Source organism: Leifsonia sp. KNZ13-11D (assembly GCF_056754895.1).
Genome location: NZ_JBPGWU010000001.1, coordinates 104,761 through 120,176, shown reverse-complemented (window position 1 = coordinate 120,176; position 15,416 = coordinate 104,761). Strand labels below are relative to the sequence as shown.

Here is a 15,416-nt window from a genome sequence, read left to right as displayed (position 1 = left end):
GGTCTGAACGGACCGTGAACGCTCCCGGTGTGGCGTCTCAATGACGGCGACACCAGAGCGGGGGACGCGGACGCGCGTCACGGCATCGCTCGTCACGGCAGGTCGACCGGCTCCGCGTTCCACGATTCCAGCCTTACCGGCACACCGGGGGTCGCCGCTAGGCACCGCTCCTCCCCGGGCAGCAGGGGGCGCGGGTCGCCGGAGACGTTCAGGATGGGCACGGCCGGCTCTCCGACGCGCTGCGCGACCGCGGGCCTCGCCCCCGCGGGCCCGGCCTCCACGCGCCGCGCGTCCACGACCCGCACGGTCAGCGCCGCCACGTCCCCCTCGTTCCGGATGCGCACCGCACCGTCCGCATCCCGACTCACCGCCAGCCGCGGCGCCGGGACGTCGAGCAGCGCCGCGAAGTCCTCCGTCGTGGTCGCGACCATGCGTTCGCGGTCGATGACGCCGCCCTCGGCATCCCGCCACTCCGCCTCCCACAGGAAGACCGCGGGCAGCGCCTCCACGGGCACCTCGAGCCTGCCGGCGGCCGCCGGGCGGCCGACCGTCGGCGCGGCGAACCCCTGCTCGGCGATCACCGTTCCGGCGAGAGCGAGCGCGCGCACGGCGACCGTCGAGCCGGCGGCAACAGGATCCTCCGCCCACAGCCAGACCTCGGCCGCGGCGACCGACTCGCCGCCCCAGACGGCCCGCTCCACCCGCAGGGTCGCCCGGCGCCGCTCGAACGCCCGCGCCACGGCGAAGAACGCCGGCTTGGGGTCGCCGCGGAAGTCCACAGCGGTCGTGCACCACGCGTTCGGGAAGCTCTCGTTCAGCTGCCACGGCAGCACCATGCTGCAGCGCGGGAACCGGCGGCGGTCCGCCTCCACCGCGTACTGCAGCCCGGTCGACTGGAGCAGCTGGGACGCCCGGTTGAGCGTGACGAGGTCGGTCGGTCGCCCGCCGAACAGCTCGACCACCTGGTCGGCGTTGTTCCACCACTCGCCGAGGTGCCGGTACACCGGGTTGGTGCGGTCGGCGGGCCAGCGGTCGGCCTCGGGGACGAGCGCCTCCAGCGACCGCAGGTTCGTCATCCCTTCGACGCCGAACTCGGTGTGCGCGAGGCTCGCGCCGGCGTTCGCCAGCGTGTACTGACCCACCAGCCCCTGGTGCTCCCAGGGCCCGTGCACGTCGTGCTGGCCCTCCGGGTTCGCATGGATGCGGTCCAGCCGGTTGTGGAACTCCGGTCCCGTCGGCGACGTGGGCAGCCAGCCGCGCCCGGGGTCGAGCGCGGCGACCGCCTCGGAGAGCACAGCGAGCACCGGCGACCGGTCGTCGCTGAGCGGGACGCCGCCGTCGTCGAGCTCGTTGCCGCCACCCCACAGCAGCAGCGAGGGGTGGTGGATGCGCGTGGGCACCAGCGCCTCCGCTTCGGCGCGCATGAGCGCCACGAATGCCGGATCCGTGCGGGGCGCGCTCTGCATCCCCGAGCTCGACTGCGAGAACTCCTGCCAGACGAGCAGCCCGAGGCGGTCGCAAGTGGCGTAGAAGTGCTCCGACTCGATCAGGCCGCCGCCCCAGACGCGGATGAGCCGGGCGCCCGAGGAGGCGGCGAGCGAGAGCAGGTGTTCGACCTTCGCCGGGTCGATCGAGCCGAACAGGGTGTCGGCCGGAGTCCAGTTCCAGCCGAGCAGGGGCACGACGACACCGTTGACGACGGCCGTGTAGCCGAGCGCGCCCGCCGGTGCGCCCTCGTTCGCGACGAGCTCCGCCGTGCGGAAGCCGACCTCCCGCTCGGTGCGGTCGGTCTCGCCCGATGCGTCCGACAGCGCTACGGACACGGTGTAGAGCGGCTGCGAGCCGAGCGTATCGGGCCACCAGAGCTCGGGCTGCGGGATGCGCAGGCTCGCCGCCCCCGCCGCCGCATCCACCCGCTGCTCGGCGACGGTGTGCGCGCCGCGGACGACCGCGACCGTCACGCCGAGGTCGGCATCCGCCGTCGCGGCGAGCGGCGCCTCCCAGGAGACGTCGACCACGCCGTCGCGCCCGGCCGACGTCGCGCCGCCCTCGCCCGCATCGACCGGTGGCATTCCGTCGCCGCTCGAACGGGGTTCGCGCATCCACTCGCCGCTCGATCCCGGCGCAGGGGCGGCGGCGAGACGCGCGCTCACGGTCACGTCGCCGAGGAGCGCGCGGCCGATGCGCAGGCGTGCGCTCTTCCAGACGCCCTGGTGGCGGAGGCGCGGGGAGAAGTCCCAGCCGTAGCCCAGCCGCGGCGTGTGGACACGGACGCGGTCCGTGCGGCCGACCTGCGGCTCGGAGACCGGCGCGGGATGCACGCGCAGAGCCAGTTTGTGCCGTCCCGCCGAGCGCTGCTCCGGCGCCAGCGCGAACCGGGCGCGGTGGTAGAGCCCATCCACGGAACCGAGCGCTTCGCCGTCCCAGTAGACGTCGGCTCCGGGGTCGACGCCGTCGAACTCGAGCACACCGACTCCCTCGCCGGCGGGCGCATCGAGGTCGACGGCGCGCCGGTACACCCAGGAGCGCTCCGCCACCCACTCGGAGGCGCGGCTGTTGCGCCCGGCCCGCGGGTCCGGCACCTCGCCCGCCCGGTGCAGGTCGTCGACCACGGCTCCCGGAACCCGCGCGGGCAGCCAGCCGGGCGCCGCGGCGATCGCCGCCGACGCTTCGGCCACGTTGTTGCCCGCCTCCGGAAGCGGTGCGCCCAGGTACCACTCGGCGGTGTCGCCGAGCGCTTCGCGGATGGTCCAGTCGTCGCCGTCGAGGCGGATCGTCGCACTGCTCACACCACGATCATGCCCAATCTGGGAACGATTGCAGAAATTTGCCCCGAAGGTCTTTCGACTGCTCCGGAGCAGAAGGTACGCTTTCGAAGTTCGCGCGCACCGTAACCCTGGCAAGGAGGCCTCGACAGGCATGTCCCACCCACTCGCTGTCGCAGCGATCGGTTTCTGGCACGTACACGCGGGCGACTACGCGCGCAGCGTCCAGCAGCATCCCGACACCACCCTGGTCGCCGTCTGGGACGACGACGAGCAGCGCGGCCGTGCGGCCGCCGACGAGTTCGGCGTGGAGTTCGTCGCCGACCTCCACGAACTGCTCGCCCGTCCGCAGCTCGACGCTGTGACCGTCACCACCGCCACCGACCAGCACCGCGACGTCATCGGCCGCGCCATCGCCGCCGGAAAGCACGTCTTCACCGAGAAGATCCTCGCCCCCACCGTGGCCGAGTCCGAGGAGCTCGTGGAGCTGGCCCGGAAGGCCGGCGTCGCCCTCGTGGTGTCGCTGCCCCGGCTCTCCGACGACTACACGGTCGCGATCGAGCGCATCCTCGACGAGGGGACGCTGGGCGAACTGACCTACTCGCGGGTGCGGCTCGCGCACGACGGATGGGTGGCCGGCTGGCTGCCCGACCGGTTCGGCGACCCGGCGGCCGCGATCGGCGGAGCGCTGACGGACCTCGGCTGCCACCCGGCCTACCTCACGCGCCTGTTCCACCGCGCGGAGCCGCTGAGCATCTCCGCGACCTACGGCAGGGTCACCGGACGGCCGGTGGAGGACAACGCCGTGGTCACGGCGGAGTTCCCCGGCGGTCGCCTCGGCGTCTTCGAAGCGAGCGTGGTCACGACCCCGGGTGCCTTCACCGTCGAGCTGCGTGGCACCTCGGCCAGCCTGATGTTCGGCTTCGGCGGGGAGCGCCTGCTCGCGAAAGGCGGTGCGTTCGGCGAGGGATGGCAGGAGCTCCCGCTGCCCGACGGGCGACCGGGCCCGTTCGCACAGTGGGTGCAGCACATCCACGACGGCACCACCGCCGATGAAAACCTGCGTCACGCCGTCGAACTGACCCGGATGGTCGTCGCCGCCAACAACTCCGCGGCGAGCGGCCGCGCCGTCGCCCCCACCCCTGTACCGGTCGCCTGACCCGTCCCCACTCTTCTCTTCTTCCCTCAAGGAGCACATCGTCATGCCCACCAGCACCGTCCGCATCGGCCTCATCGGAGCCGGCGGCATCGCCGGCGCACACGTCGCGGGGTACCTGCGCAACCCCGAGACCGTCACGTTCGCCGCGGTCGCGGACCCCGTCCGCGAGGCCGCCGAGCGCCGCGCCGGCGAGAGCGGCGCGGCCGTCTACGCCGACTACACCACCATGCTCGCGGAGGCCGAGATCGACGCCGTCGACATCTGCCTCCCGCACCACCTGCACAAGGACGCCATCGTCGCCGCCGCCCGCGCCGGCAAGCACATCCTGTGCGAGAAGCCGCTGTGCCTCACCCCGGAGGAGGCCGCCGAGGTGGATGCCGCGGTCGCCGAGGCCGGCGTCACACTGATGTGCGCGCACAACCAGCTGTTCCTCCCGGCCGTCGCCCAGGCGAAGAAGCTCATCGAGGAGGGCGCGCTCGGGCGGCTCTACGAGGTGCGCACCACGGACAGCTTCTTCAACGACTTCGACCCGTCCACCATGGGCTGGCGTGCGCACGCCTCCACCAGCGGCGGCGGCGAGCTCATCGACACCGGCTACCACCCGACCTATCTGCTGCTGCACCTCGCGGGCGGATCGCCGGTGGACGTCACCGCGATGCTGGCGACGCACCGCCTGACGTTCATGGAGGGCGAGGACTCGGCTCAGGTCCTCGTGCGCTTCGACAACGGCGTCCTCGGCAGCCTGGTCACCAGCTGGGCGTACCAGCCGGCGGACGGGACCGAGAAGTTCTCGGCCGTCGGCGAGCTCGGCAGCCTCACCAGCGACGGCACCACGCTCACGTTCCGCGCCCGCGGCGAGAGCGAGCCGACGGTCTACAAACTGGAGCCGGTGCACGAGTTCGGCGAGGAGATCGCCCACTTCGCGCACAGCATCCTGAACGGCACGCGGCCGCTCCACACGCAGAAGGAGGGGATCGAGGTGCTCGGCATCATCCTGGCCGCGTACGAGTCGGCGGAGAACCGCACGATCGCGCCCGTCCGCTCGGTGCGGGAGCTGGTGACGACCGCGCCGGCCGACTGAGGCCGGGGCCGCTCCGGACTGACGGGGAACGGGGTATATCCGGCGGCCCTGCGGCGGAGTTACAGTGCAGCATGAGCACGCAGCGGGCGGGTGCTCGGCACGCGGTGCCGGAGCCCCATCGTCAAGACGACTTCGTCGCCGTACCGTACCTGCGCCAGGGCCAGCTCATCTCGCTGATCCGCTGGTCGCTGGTGTCCGGCGAGTGGAAGTACACGACCATCCTCGCGGAGTACCTGCACCGCGACGAGAACTCGTGGTACCTCGTGATCAACGGCAATCGCGCCAGACTCGACCGCTCGGAGTGGGCGATCTTCAACTGACGGATACCGCTGTACTGTTCCCGGTGTGAGCGACACCGAGACCGAGAAGGAAGCGCGGCGCGCCCGGCCGGAACACCGCTGGCCCGCGGTGATCGCCACGGTGGTGGCGCTGGCCGCGTACGCGCTCCTTCCCAGTGTCGTGCCGCTCATCGAACGATACGCCGTCGTGGGGATCTGCCTGCTGATGATCGTCGCGCTGGTCATCTACAACCCGCACCACCTCACCCGCGAATCCGTGTGGTCGCGCCGGGCCGAGATCGCGTTGTCGCTGTTCATCCTGGTGGCGAACCAGATCGCGTTCGCGGAGACCGTCATCCGGCTGCTCAACAAGAACGGCAACGGCTACGAACTGCTGCTCGCGTCGCTGCAGGTGTGGCTCACGAACGTGATCGCGTTCGCGCTGGTGTTCTGGGTGCTCGACCGGGGCGGCCCGGTGGCCCGCGCGAGCGTCCCGCGCCCGAAACTGACCCTGGCGGACTTCCGCTTCCCCCAGGACGAGGACCACGACGCCGTCGACGAGGTGGCCCGCGGCTCCAGCAAGCGGGCCGACTGGGTACCGAACTACATCGACTACTTCTACTTCTCGCTGTCGAACTCGATGGCGTTCAGCCCGACGGACACGATGCCCCTCACGCACCGGGCGAAGCTGCTGATGGCGCTGGAGTCGTTCGCGGGCTTCCTCCTGCTGGCCCTCGTGATCGCGCGCGCGGTGTCGCTCATCGGCTGACCCGGCGCGATCCGCGTACCTCCGTCACCCGTGACGCAGCACCAGGGCGACGACCACATTGAGGACGAGGAGGGCCAGAACGAGGCACATCACGTAACCGATCACGACGGCGGTCTGAGCGAGCGCTGCGCCGCGGACGCCGTCGTGCCGCAGACGGCGACCGACCCGGGAGGCTATCGGGATCGCCACCGGCGGGACGAGCACGGCGAGCACGAGGGAGAGCACCGCCAGCGGATGGATGCCCTGCGGAAGCATCGTCGGCAGCATGAACTCCTCCGCGGAGCCGGTGGCCGTGTGAGGCGCCGGAACGCCGACCGCCGACTCGTCGAGGCCATCGGACTCGACGGCCTCCTGCTCGGCCTGGCGCGCGCGATCGATCCGTTGCACCTGCTCGACGCCGTCGGCGGCCCGGGAGGAGCCACCCGTCACATCGGACATCTCTGCGCCGGAACCGCCGCGAACACCGCTCTCGCGTGGTCGATCGGCGACAGTCTGTCCAGTGGCCACACCCGGAACACCGCCCGTCCGACGACGTCTGCGATCGGGACGAAGCCGCGCCCGGCGAGCTGCTGCGTCCGGCTGGAGTCCCGGGAGCGATAGCGGTTGTCGCCGAGCACCCACAGGTCTCCACCCGGAACGGTCACGTCGAACGCCACGGCGGTCGCCGGCCGTCCGTCCGGCACCACGGCGTACTGCTCGTCGATCTCCAGCCCGTTGACGGTCACGCGGCCGTTCGTCGAGCAGCACGCGACATGGTCGCCCGGGATACCGATCACCCGTTTGACGACGAAGTCGTCGTCCGCTCCTCCGCTCTGCGCGTCCGGCTCGAGCCAGCCTCCGGGATCCCGGAAGACGACGACATCGCCGCGGGCGACAGCTGCGTTCGTGTAGGCGGTGCGATCGACCGCGATGTGGTCGCCCGGACGCAACGTGTTCTCCATCGACACCGAGGGCACCGTGAACGGGGAGATCAGCAGGGTCTGCACGAGCACGGTCACGGCGAACGCGACGACGCTGACCACCACTCCGAGGAGCAGCCGCCGCCGGACCCGGCGCCGGCGCAACCGGTCCCGCCGCGGGTGACGGCCGTCGACGCGTTCCCGGTGCGCCCGCCGGCCGCCGGGAACGAGACCGACGTGGCGGGATCGACGCGGCTGCCGCCGCGAGGAGTCGTCGATGTCGGGGGCGGACGCTTCGGCCGCGGCACGCGGGGAGGCGAACGCGGGGGCGTCCGGTTGCGGCGCGACGGAAGGGGTTCGCGGGTCGTCGACGAGCAGTCGATCGAAGGCCGACGAGGGCCCTGCGGGCGGCGCCGCGCCGGCCGCGCCGGCCGCGCCGGCCGCGCCGGCCGCGCCGGCCGCGCCGGTCTCCCGCGTGGGCGGTGCAAGCGGTGCGAGGGAGATGTGACCGGAGATCGGGGTGGGGACGAAACCCCCGTCGACCGCTCCCGTTCGATCGTCCTCGTCGTGCAGCGTGCGCCGGTCCCACCACACCACGCCGAGCTGCTCGCTGCGGAAGGCTGCTTCGTCCGCGGGCGATGGCGCTGCCAGGTCGATGAGGCCGTACGGCCCGGCGTCGACGTGCGTCCTCCCGGACGCCGTCACCGTCGCGGCGGTCCAGGCCTCGGACCCCTTCGGGACGACGGCGCCGTCCGCCCTCGCCCGCCATGCGAGCGCATCCGGAACGACGGCGGAGCGCGCCGTCGGGGCGACGAAGGAGGAGCGACGCGACTTCGCCGTCCTGGGCGGGATGCGCGGCAGCGACGTCATCGCATCTCCCTCCAGGTCCGCTCACCGAGAACACGGTCTCACCGGATAAGACGGCGGATGCGCGGGCAGATGACGAGAACGGGACCCCTATACAGGTATTTGCAGGGTGACGCGAACCCGAACCGCACGCTCCACACCGCCCCCGGAGCGTCGGAGGGGAATCGGCGGGGGCGGTGATGCTGCCATCCCAGCACCCGCCCGCGCTACGCGATAGTCAGCGGCTCCCGTCTACAGGCGGCTCCCGTCTCTCTACAGGCGGCGCCAGCCGTCGGAGGTCAGGTGCGAGCCCGCCTGCGGGCCCATCTGCAGCATCCCGCCGTCCACCGCCCAGGAGGCGCCCGTCACGTACGACGCCGCGGGGGACGCGAGGAAGGCGATCACCGAGGCGATCTCGCGCGCATCCCCGGGGCGGCCGAGCGGCACGCCCGGACGGTGCACCTCGCGCGGATCCTCGTCCTCGGCGTCGTTCATCGGCGTCGAGATCTCGCCGGGCGCCACCGCGTTCGCGGTGATGCCGTACTCGCCCAGCTCCAGGGCCAGCGTCTTCAGCAGTCCGCCGAGGCCGTGCTTGGCGGCGTCGTACGCGGCCGATCCGACGCGCGGCTGGTGCTCGTGCACGCTGGTGACGCCGATGATGCGGCCGCCGCGTCCCGCATCCACCATGCGCCGCGCCATCCGCTGGATGCACACGAACGCGCCGTCGAGGTCGGCGCAGACGGTCGCGCGCCACGTCTCCCAGTCGGTCTCGAAGAAGGGTGTCCCGCCGTTGAGGCCGGCGTTGTTGACGAAGACGTCGCAGCCGCCGAGCTGGTCGGCGATACGGTCGACGACGTCGCCGCACGCGGGGGCGTCGGTGGTGTCGAGCTGCGCGACCACCGCGCGGCGGCCGGCCTCGCGCACGAGCCGCGCGGTCTCCTCCGCGCCGTCCTCGTCGGAGTGCCAGGTGATGCCGACGTCCATGCCCGCCTGCGCGAGCGCGACGGCGGTGGCACGGCCGATGCCGGAGTCGGAGCCGGTGACGATGGCGGTGCGGGGGTCGGTGAGTTCCGGATACGAGTGATCAGCCATGCCCGGAACGGTGCACCCCATGCCGGGTGCGCGCAAGGGGTGGTAGTCGTGGAGCCATGACGATCTCCGCAGTGCTCTTCGACGTCGACGGGACCCTGGTCGACTCCAACTTCCTGCACGTCGACGCCTGGAGCCGCGCGTTCGCCGGAATGGGCTCTCCGGTGGACTCCTGGCGCATCCACCGGGCCATCGGCCAGGATTCGGCGCGGCTGCTGGAGCAGCTGGTCGGCGAGCGGGACGAGGACGGGATCGCCCGCGCGAAGGACCTGCATTCGCGCTACTACGTCGAGCAGGCGGGCCGGCTGCGCGCGTTCGACCGAGCGGCGGACCTGTTGCGCGAGCTCGCGTCCCGGGGGATCCGCGTCGTGCTCGCCACCTCGGCGCCGGAGGACGAGCTGGAACTGCTGATGAAGGCGCTGGATGCCGGCGACGCCATCCACGCGACCACCGACGCCGACGACGTCGAGACCGCGAAACCGGAGCCGGGCATCATCGAGGTCGCGCTGCAGCGCGCGGAGTCGGACCCTTCGGACGCCCTCTTCGTCGGCGACTCGGTGTGGGACATGATGGCCGCCGCTCGCGCGCACGTCCGCTCTGCCGCGGTGCTCTCCGGCGGCGTGGGGCCGTCGGAGCTGCTCGAGGCCGGGGCCGTCTCGGTGTTCGACGACCCGGCGGACCTCCTGGAGCGCATCGACGGCGTGCTCGGCGGCCGCCGCTCGGCCTGAAGCCCGCGCGACACGCCCTCTTGCCAAGCTCCGCGCTGTGGCGTTCCATAGGGGCGACGGCCCAGGGAGAGGAGTCGCCATGTCGGCGAGCGAGCTCGAGATGTCCAGCGTGCGGTACCCCTACCGCGATCGCATCTTCCACGTGGAGAAGAAGTCGCCGGGGGTGTGGGTCGTCCTGGACGAGTCGCACGCCGAACTCGGGACGCTGGTGCGCGTCGCCGTGGAGGGTGAGGAGCATGAGCCGGTGTTCGGCGCCGTGCCTCCCGGGTACGCCGAGACGCTTCACGAGGGGTCCGACTGGCGGATGCTGGTCGCCTCCCTCATCAACGAGTCGCTCGACGCGGAGACCGCGGCCACCGGGAACCAGGGCGAGGCATGAGCGTCCGCCTCAACAAGAAGGCCCTCGAGCACGCCAGGAAGCTGGTCGAGCAGGGGGAAGTCGTGCACGACCAGCGCGACGACTGGAGCGAGCACGCCCCGAGCGCGGACGACGAGAACCGCTTCATCGAGAAGAACGGCTGGGACGACTACGCCCTCTGGCACCTCGGTGAGGACCCGGACAAGAGCGAGGAGACGAAGGGGCGGTTCAGCTTCCCCTACGGCGACTTCGCCGAAGTGCACCGCTGCGCGGTCATCTCGCTGGAGAGCCGGGCGTCGCAGAACGACCACGACGACATCGCCCGCGAGACGAAGCGCCTGCTCGAGCTGATCGACGGGGAGTAGTCGCCGGGCTACGATACCCGGAGATGAACGCGACGCTGCGCACGGCGCTCGGCTGGGTCGCCGCCGTGCTGCTGAACGTCGGCGTCTTCCTGGTCGTGGCCGGCCTGATCCTCCCCCGCACCGGTGGTGACACACCGGTGCTCGGTGTCGGCGCCGGCTTCTGCGTCGTCGGCGTGGTGGCGGGCGTGGGCTGGCTGGCCGGCCGGCCGCCGCGCTGAGGCGGGGCCGCGCTGCAGCGGCTCGGACGCGCAGCGGCCCCGCTCTGGGATGAGGAGAGCGGGGTCGCCACGGCACCGGCGCGCGGCCGGTGGGTCGGTGGGCCGATCAGTCCGGGGGCTCGCTGTGCCCCACGAGGTCGGGGTTCGACGGCTGATCGGCGGGGTCGAAGTCGGCGGGCGGCGGCTCGGCCCGATCGGTGCCGGTGTCGCCGGCCGGGTTCTGGCCGCTATCAGCCGTGACGTCCTCCGCGCCCTCGGGCGAGACCCCGGTCTCCCCGGCGCGCTGACGTCGCCCGACTGACCGGGCTCCGTCTCGGCCGGCTCCGCCGCCTGGGCGTCGCGGTCGCCGCCCTCCTCGAAGCGCTCCGGCTTGTCCTCGGCGGGCACGCCCTCCGCGTCGGTGTTCGGCAGTCCGCTCGTGTCGCTCATGCTTCGCTCCTTCCCGGCAGCCCTACGGCTGGCCCTCTTCGCTGTACGAGGTCGCGGAGTCCGCATCCTCGTCCGTCCGGCGGGCGTCGCCGAGATCCGGGATCACGTCCTGGATGACGTCCCTGTCCGCCGTGGGCTGGACGGCGCCGCCGTCGTCGCCCTCGAGGTCGCCGGCCAGACCGTTGGTGGGGTCGTGGCCGGTGACCGGTTCCTGTGCATCGCGCGAATCGGTCATGCGGCACACACAACGCCGGGCCACGCGAGGCCGCAAGGGGTACCTCCCGGCGGTGCCCCGGCGTATCGTCGGGCGGCTACCGGATGCGGTCGATCAGGTCCAGCAGCGCCACCCGGTACTGCGGCGCGGACTGGTAGTCGGGATGCGTCGCCACCTTGACCAGGTAGCGCGGCGGGCCGAACTCGTCGGCGCCGCGGTCGAGGTCGTCGGGCAGTCCGCGGTCGAGACGGTAGCTGTTGACCGGGAAGCCCAGGTAGTCGGTGCGGCGCCACAGGTTGATCCAGCCGACCGATCCATCGGGCTGGGTGAGCAGCTGCACCAGCGACGGGTCGTCGGCGTCCGATTCGCCCACGACCACGCGCCCGCCGTCCTGGTCGAGCTCGACCTGGGAGAACCACGGGTCGGCCTTGCCGAGCAGCGGACGCCGCGATCCCAGCGTTCCGAGCGCATCCGGCCCGAACAGCTCGGGGAAGAAACGCCCGAAGTACACGCGCAGCTGCGCGCCGTACGTGAGGAGCCCGACGTTGCGCAGCCGGTCCGCGTCATCCGGGCGCAGCGTGAACAGCGTCGAGACGGCCAGCACCGCGCCCAGGCTGTGGGCCGAGAGCACCACGCTGAACGGCCGCTCCTCGGCGAGCGCCCGCTCCTCCTGGCGGTCGCGCCAGTCGAGCCGTGCGGCGAGGTCGAGGCCGGCCGGCGGCTGCAGGTCGTGGGTGAGCCAGTCGGTCACCCGGTCGCGCACCTCGGGGACGACGCGCTCGGCGTAGCACGGCGGACCGAAGGGATGCCCGGCGCGCGGCAGGAAGCACATGAGGTCCCACATCACGCTGATCGGGCGCTCCTTGGCCGTCAGGGCGTTCTCCACGACGACGATCAGGATGGCCGCGGCGATGACCGTCAGCGCCGGCCCGACCAGGCCGTCGATCGCCCGGAACACCGTCGTGTACGACACGGCGAGCGCGACAACGAACCCGACCGCGAGCAGCAGGGCCAGGATGCCGAGGATGGGCTCGCCGCGATGGGCCAGGGCCGCCAGCCTCCGCGCGCGCAGGATCTTCAGCGCGAGGCGGTCGGCGGTCGTGCTCGCCCGGATGCGGCCGTACTGGTAGGAATCCACGCCTTCGAGGAGGGGGCGGCGCCCGTCGAGCGTGCGCGGTGTGGTGAGCAGCGGGATCCAGCGCAGCAGCGGGAGCGCCATCCCGGTGACGACGAGCGCGAAGCCGATCGCGATGAACGGGAGCACGTCGCCGAAGTTGTGGTAAACGATCGGCGGCCGCAGCACGCCGTGGGGCGGCGCCGCGCAGCCGCACGGCGGCGAGCCGCTCACCAGCCACCCCTGAACGCCGAGGACGAGCAGCGTGGACAGGATCATCGCGGCGCCGAGCGCGAGGAGCATCAGCACGCCGGGTCCCATCCCGGCCCATCCCTCCGCCTGGAAGCGCTCGGGGTGGCCGACCCGCCGGCCCGGGCGCGACCGCGGCCACCACCAGACGACGATGAGCTGCGCGAGGGTGAGCACCGCGGCGATGAGGAAGAGCGGCAGGCGCAGCGCGCCCGGGTCCGCACCCTGCGTCGGCGGGTTCTGCGCGACCCCGACCAGGAAGGCGAGGCCGGCGCCCGTCATGAGCGCGATGGACAGCCAGTGCGGCACCCCGCGGCGCCAGCCGAGCGCCGAGATGCAGATCGCCAGCAGGACGCCCAGGATGATGGACGGTGCGGTCGCAAGCCCCAGGAACGCCCCGGTTCCCGGCACCTCGTACTGGCCGCCGAACCACAGTGACGCCCCCACGTACAGGTAGGCGACGACCGCCGCCGCGAGCACCCAGGCGGTGACCGTGCCGGTGCGCCGCAGCCGGTCGCGCAGGAACTCGTCCACCGACTCCCGGCCGGTGTTCGTGGTCTCGGCGAGCACCCCGACGAGGGTGATCGTCACGACGAGCCCCGCTGCGGCGATGATGCCGCCGACCAGGGCGAGCACGTCTCCCGTGTGGAGCGCCCCGCCGAGGCACTCGCCGGAGACGAAGGTCTGCAGCTTGGCGCAGGCCTCCACGCCCGCGAACATGCGGTCCCACGAGAGCAGGAGCGCCACCAGCAGGAACGTGGCGGCGAGGTGCAGGCGCTCGGTCGGCGAGCCGACCCGCGCCGTCCGCCAGAAGCCCTCCGAGGCGAGCGGGCGGAGGCGCCCCGTCCGCTGGACCCCGCGTCCGCCCATCCGGTCGGCGGCGTCGAAGATCGCCGCTTCGTACCGCACGCGTGCGCGCTTCGACACCAGGAAGAGCAGGAGCACGCCGGCGATCGGGACGAGTGACAGCAGCGCCAGCTGCGGGCCGCGCCAGCTCAGCGGCTCGGTGCCGAAGAAGCCGGTGACCGCGCTCGGCAGGGCGGTGCACGCGGTGCCCGAGACGCACTGGACCCCGAGGTCGAGGCTCACCGAGCCGAGGGCGCACACGTACAAGAGCGTCAGGCCTAGCGCGAAGATGCGCAACGAGGCGCCGCCGACTCCCGCATTCCATTCGCCGCCGGGCCGCTGGGTGGGGATGCGCCGGGTCCAGTAGGCCGTGTTGGTCAGGCCGAACGGCGCCAGCAGCAGCCAGGCCAGCTGCACGAAGAGCTGCCCGATGAAGAGCAGCGGGCCGGAGCCGTAGCGGGCGAGGCGCCCCCACGAGTACGCCTCGGTGCGCACACCCTCCGGCGGGACCGACGGATCGACGGTGCCGGGCGGGTCGTCCGGGTCGCGGTCGGCCTGGTCCTGCCCGGGCGCCCACCAGAAGCCGCCGTTCTCGTCGCCCTGCGTCTGCCGCAGCTCGCTCTGCTCCCGCCCGAGGATCTCCGTCGGCGGCGTGTTCTTGATGCCGTGGATCCTCAGCTCGAGCACGCGATGCGGCCACGTGCCACCGGGTGCCTCTTCGCTCATCCGACCGCCGTCCCTCCGTGCGACGGGCGCAGACTACTCCGCGCGGGCGGGGTGCGGCTACGGCGGCGCCGGGTTCACCCTCCCGCGAGCGCGCTGCCCGTCAGCTCGTGCCGGGAGAAGGTGTAGACGAAGCAGTAGTACGAGCGCGCGCCGCCCGACCACTCGGCCTCGGTGCCCGGGTAGCGGAGGTCGAGCTGCACATCCTCGTTCCAGACCGCCACCCAGTGCCAGTCGAGGTGCGGCTCGCAGAGGTCGCTGACCTGGGCGTCCAGCGCATCCGTGCCGGGGAACGCTGCGCCCGCGGGCTCCGGCAGCGCGCCCGTCCAGAGTAGTTGCGCGAGGTGCGGCGCCGAGCAGTCCACCACCGGGTAGGCGGGCTCCTCTTTCGAGTCGTATGTCTGCAGGCAGTCGCCGGCGGCGAGGGTGTCCAGCGCTCGCGCCGGGATGGTCGCGACGTGCGTCTGCGTCGGCCGGGGCGGCAGCCCGAGCGGACCGGGGAGCGGTTCGAGCGTGTGCCGCGACACCGCCTGCGGCTCGGGCGATGCGGCCGTCGAGGTGCCCGCGCCCGGGAAGCCGACCGCCGCGAACCCGACGGAGACCAGCACGCCGCCAACGGCCACGGTGACGGCGACCAGCAGCAGCCAGCCGCGGCGCGACATCCCCTCGACGGTGCTGCCGCCCTCCTGGCCCGTGCGTTGGCGGCGAGGGTCGAGTGTCACACCGTCACCCTAGATCCCTCGACCCCGAACCGTGGGGCAGATGCCTGTGGTGGACGCGGTCCGCACGGCGTAGTGTCCGTCGTATGAGCAACCCAGAGCAGCCGATCGGCGAACCACGCGACAACCTCGAGGGCAGCTACACCGAGGTCGACGGGGAGGCGCCGCACGAGCGGACCGTCCACGGCCAGTACACCGAGACCGACGGCGTCGGTCCGGAAGACGCCACCGAGGGCACGTACACCGACGCGGAAGAGCCTGTGGACGCGCCAGAAGGCGAGTACACCGAGGGCGACTACGACGAGCCCTGAGCGCGGCTCGCGCTGAGCGCGGCGAGCGCGGTGCTCGCCGCCTGCGAGGCGGACGCCGCTCAGGCGTAGCGCTTGCGCGCCTTCTCAGCCTGCGCCTTCGCCTTCTTGCGCGCCTTCTTCACGTCGGGCGAGTTCCAGAACGACGTGAAGGTCTCGGTGAGCTGCTCGTACCGCTCCCGGCCCGCGCGGGCGCCGAGGAGGTAGGCGGCCGCAACGACGGCCAGGATGACGAGGGTCTTTGGACGCATGCCCCGAC

Annotated in this window: 17 protein-coding genes; 9 read left to right on the top strand and 8 right to left on the bottom strand. The window is 72.5% G+C overall.

Annotated features, from left to right (window positions below; all coding sequences use genetic code 11):
• Positions 1–92 precede the first annotated feature (92 nt).
• A complete protein-coding gene (locus tag ACR9Y5_RS00660; RefSeq protein WP_481296128.1) occupies positions 93–2,789 on the bottom strand; it encodes a glycosyl hydrolase 2 galactose-binding domain-containing protein in 2,697 nt (898 codons plus the stop codon).
• 130 nt (positions 2,790–2,919) lie between these two features.
• Between ACR9Y5_RS00660 and ACR9Y5_RS00655 the strand changes: the two genes are divergently transcribed.
• The 4 genes from ACR9Y5_RS00655 to ACR9Y5_RS00640 all read left to right on the top strand — a co-directional run bounded on the left by ACR9Y5_RS00655 (position 2,920) and on the right by ACR9Y5_RS00640 (position 6,052).
• Entirely contained in the window at positions 2,920–3,924 is a 1,005-nt protein-coding gene (locus ACR9Y5_RS00655) for a Gfo/Idh/MocA family protein (protein WP_481296127.1), read from the top strand.
• Between the two features lie 43 nt (positions 3,925–3,967).
• A complete protein-coding gene (locus ACR9Y5_RS00650; protein WP_481296126.1) occupies positions 3,968–5,005 on the top strand; it encodes a Gfo/Idh/MocA family protein in 1,038 nt (345 codons plus the stop codon).
• Between the two features lie 71 nt (positions 5,006–5,076).
• Positions 5,077–5,325: a hypothetical protein gene (locus ACR9Y5_RS00645; protein WP_310132439.1), complete on the top strand. Its 249-nt coding sequence runs from the start codon at positions 5,077–5,079 to the stop codon at positions 5,323–5,325.
• A gap of 25 nt (positions 5,326–5,350) precedes the next feature.
• Positions 5,351–6,052 carry a hypothetical protein gene (locus tag ACR9Y5_RS00640; protein WP_481296125.1) on the top strand — a complete coding sequence of 234 codons (702 nt, stop codon included), beginning with the start codon at positions 5,351–5,353 and terminating at the stop codon, positions 6,050–6,052.
• 24 nt (positions 6,053–6,076) lie between these two features.
• On the opposite strand, the gene ACR9Y5_RS00635 is transcribed toward ACR9Y5_RS00640, so the two are convergent.
• The 3 genes from ACR9Y5_RS00635 to ACR9Y5_RS00625 all read right to left on the bottom strand — a co-directional run bounded on the left by ACR9Y5_RS00635 (position 6,077) and on the right by ACR9Y5_RS00625 (position 8,889).
• Positions 6,077–6,481 carry a hypothetical protein gene (locus ACR9Y5_RS00635; RefSeq protein ID WP_481296124.1) on the bottom strand — a complete coding sequence of 135 codons (405 nt, stop codon included), beginning with the start codon at positions 6,479–6,481 and terminating at the stop codon, positions 6,077–6,079.
• Positions 6,478–7,821 (bottom strand): signal peptidase I, encoded by a 1,344-nt coding sequence (gene lepB, locus ACR9Y5_RS00630; protein WP_481296123.1) that lies wholly within the window; start codon positions 7,819–7,821, stop codon positions 6,478–6,480. Before lepB ends, ACR9Y5_RS00635 begins: the two co-directional genes overlap by 4 nt.
• 249 nt (positions 7,822–8,070) lie before the next feature.
• Complete coding sequence (locus ACR9Y5_RS00625) at positions 8,071–8,889, bottom strand: SDR family oxidoreductase (RefSeq protein WP_481296122.1); 819 nt, start codon at positions 8,887–8,889, stop codon at positions 8,071–8,073.
• A 56-nt stretch (positions 8,890–8,945) separates the two neighbouring features.
• Here ACR9Y5_RS00625 and ACR9Y5_RS00620 point away from each other — a divergent pair, with 56 nt between their 5' ends.
• From ACR9Y5_RS00620 to ACR9Y5_RS00605, 4 genes are all read left to right on the top strand, one after another.
• Positions 8,946–9,614, top strand: a complete 669-nt coding sequence (locus ACR9Y5_RS00620; protein ID WP_481296121.1) for an HAD family hydrolase — start codon at positions 8,946–8,948, stop codon at positions 9,612–9,614.
• A 79-nt stretch (positions 9,615–9,693) separates the two neighbouring features.
• The gene (locus ACR9Y5_RS00615; protein WP_310132447.1) at positions 9,694–9,993 is read left to right on the top strand and encodes a hypothetical protein; all 300 of its coding nucleotides are present in this window, start codon (positions 9,694–9,696) and stop codon (positions 9,991–9,993) included.
• Positions 9,990–10,337: a hypothetical protein gene (locus tag ACR9Y5_RS00610; RefSeq protein WP_481296120.1), complete on the top strand. Its 348-nt coding sequence runs from the start codon at positions 9,990–9,992 to the stop codon at positions 10,335–10,337. Before ACR9Y5_RS00615 ends, ACR9Y5_RS00610 begins: the two co-directional genes overlap by 4 nt.
• Positions 10,338–10,360: 23 nt before the next feature.
• Positions 10,361–10,555, top strand: coding sequence for a hypothetical protein (locus tag ACR9Y5_RS00605; protein WP_481296119.1), 195 nt, complete (start codon positions 10,361–10,363; stop codon positions 10,553–10,555).
• A 451-nt stretch (positions 10,556–11,006) separates the two neighbouring features.
• Here ACR9Y5_RS00605 and ACR9Y5_RS00600 read toward each other — a convergent pair whose 3' ends face one another.
• The 3 genes from ACR9Y5_RS00600 to ACR9Y5_RS00590 form a co-directional block, all read right to left on the bottom strand.
• On the bottom strand, positions 11,007–11,219 hold the full coding sequence (locus ACR9Y5_RS00600; RefSeq protein ID WP_481296118.1) for a hypothetical protein: 213 nt from the start codon (positions 11,217–11,219) through the stop codon (positions 11,007–11,009).
• Positions 11,220–11,295: 76 nt separating this feature from the next.
• Entirely contained in the window at positions 11,296–14,133 is a 2,838-nt protein-coding gene (locus ACR9Y5_RS00595; protein WP_481296117.1) for a hypothetical protein, read from the bottom strand.
• Between the two features lie 74 nt (positions 14,134–14,207).
• Complete coding sequence (locus ACR9Y5_RS00590) at positions 14,208–14,852, bottom strand: septum formation family protein (protein ID WP_481296116.1); 645 nt, start codon at positions 14,850–14,852, stop codon at positions 14,208–14,210.
• An 83-nt stretch (positions 14,853–14,935) separates the two neighbouring features.
• Between ACR9Y5_RS00590 and ACR9Y5_RS00585 the strand changes: the two genes are divergently transcribed.
• Positions 14,936–15,160, top strand: a complete 225-nt coding sequence (locus ACR9Y5_RS00585) for a hypothetical protein (protein WP_481296115.1) — start codon at positions 14,936–14,938, stop codon at positions 15,158–15,160.
• Positions 15,161–15,219: 59 nt separating this feature from the next.
• On the opposite strand, the gene ACR9Y5_RS00580 is transcribed toward ACR9Y5_RS00585, so the two are convergent.
• Complete coding sequence (locus ACR9Y5_RS00580; RefSeq protein WP_481296114.1) at positions 15,220–15,408, bottom strand: hypothetical protein; 189 nt, start codon at positions 15,406–15,408, stop codon at positions 15,220–15,222.
• Positions 15,409–15,416: the final 8 nt, after the last annotated feature.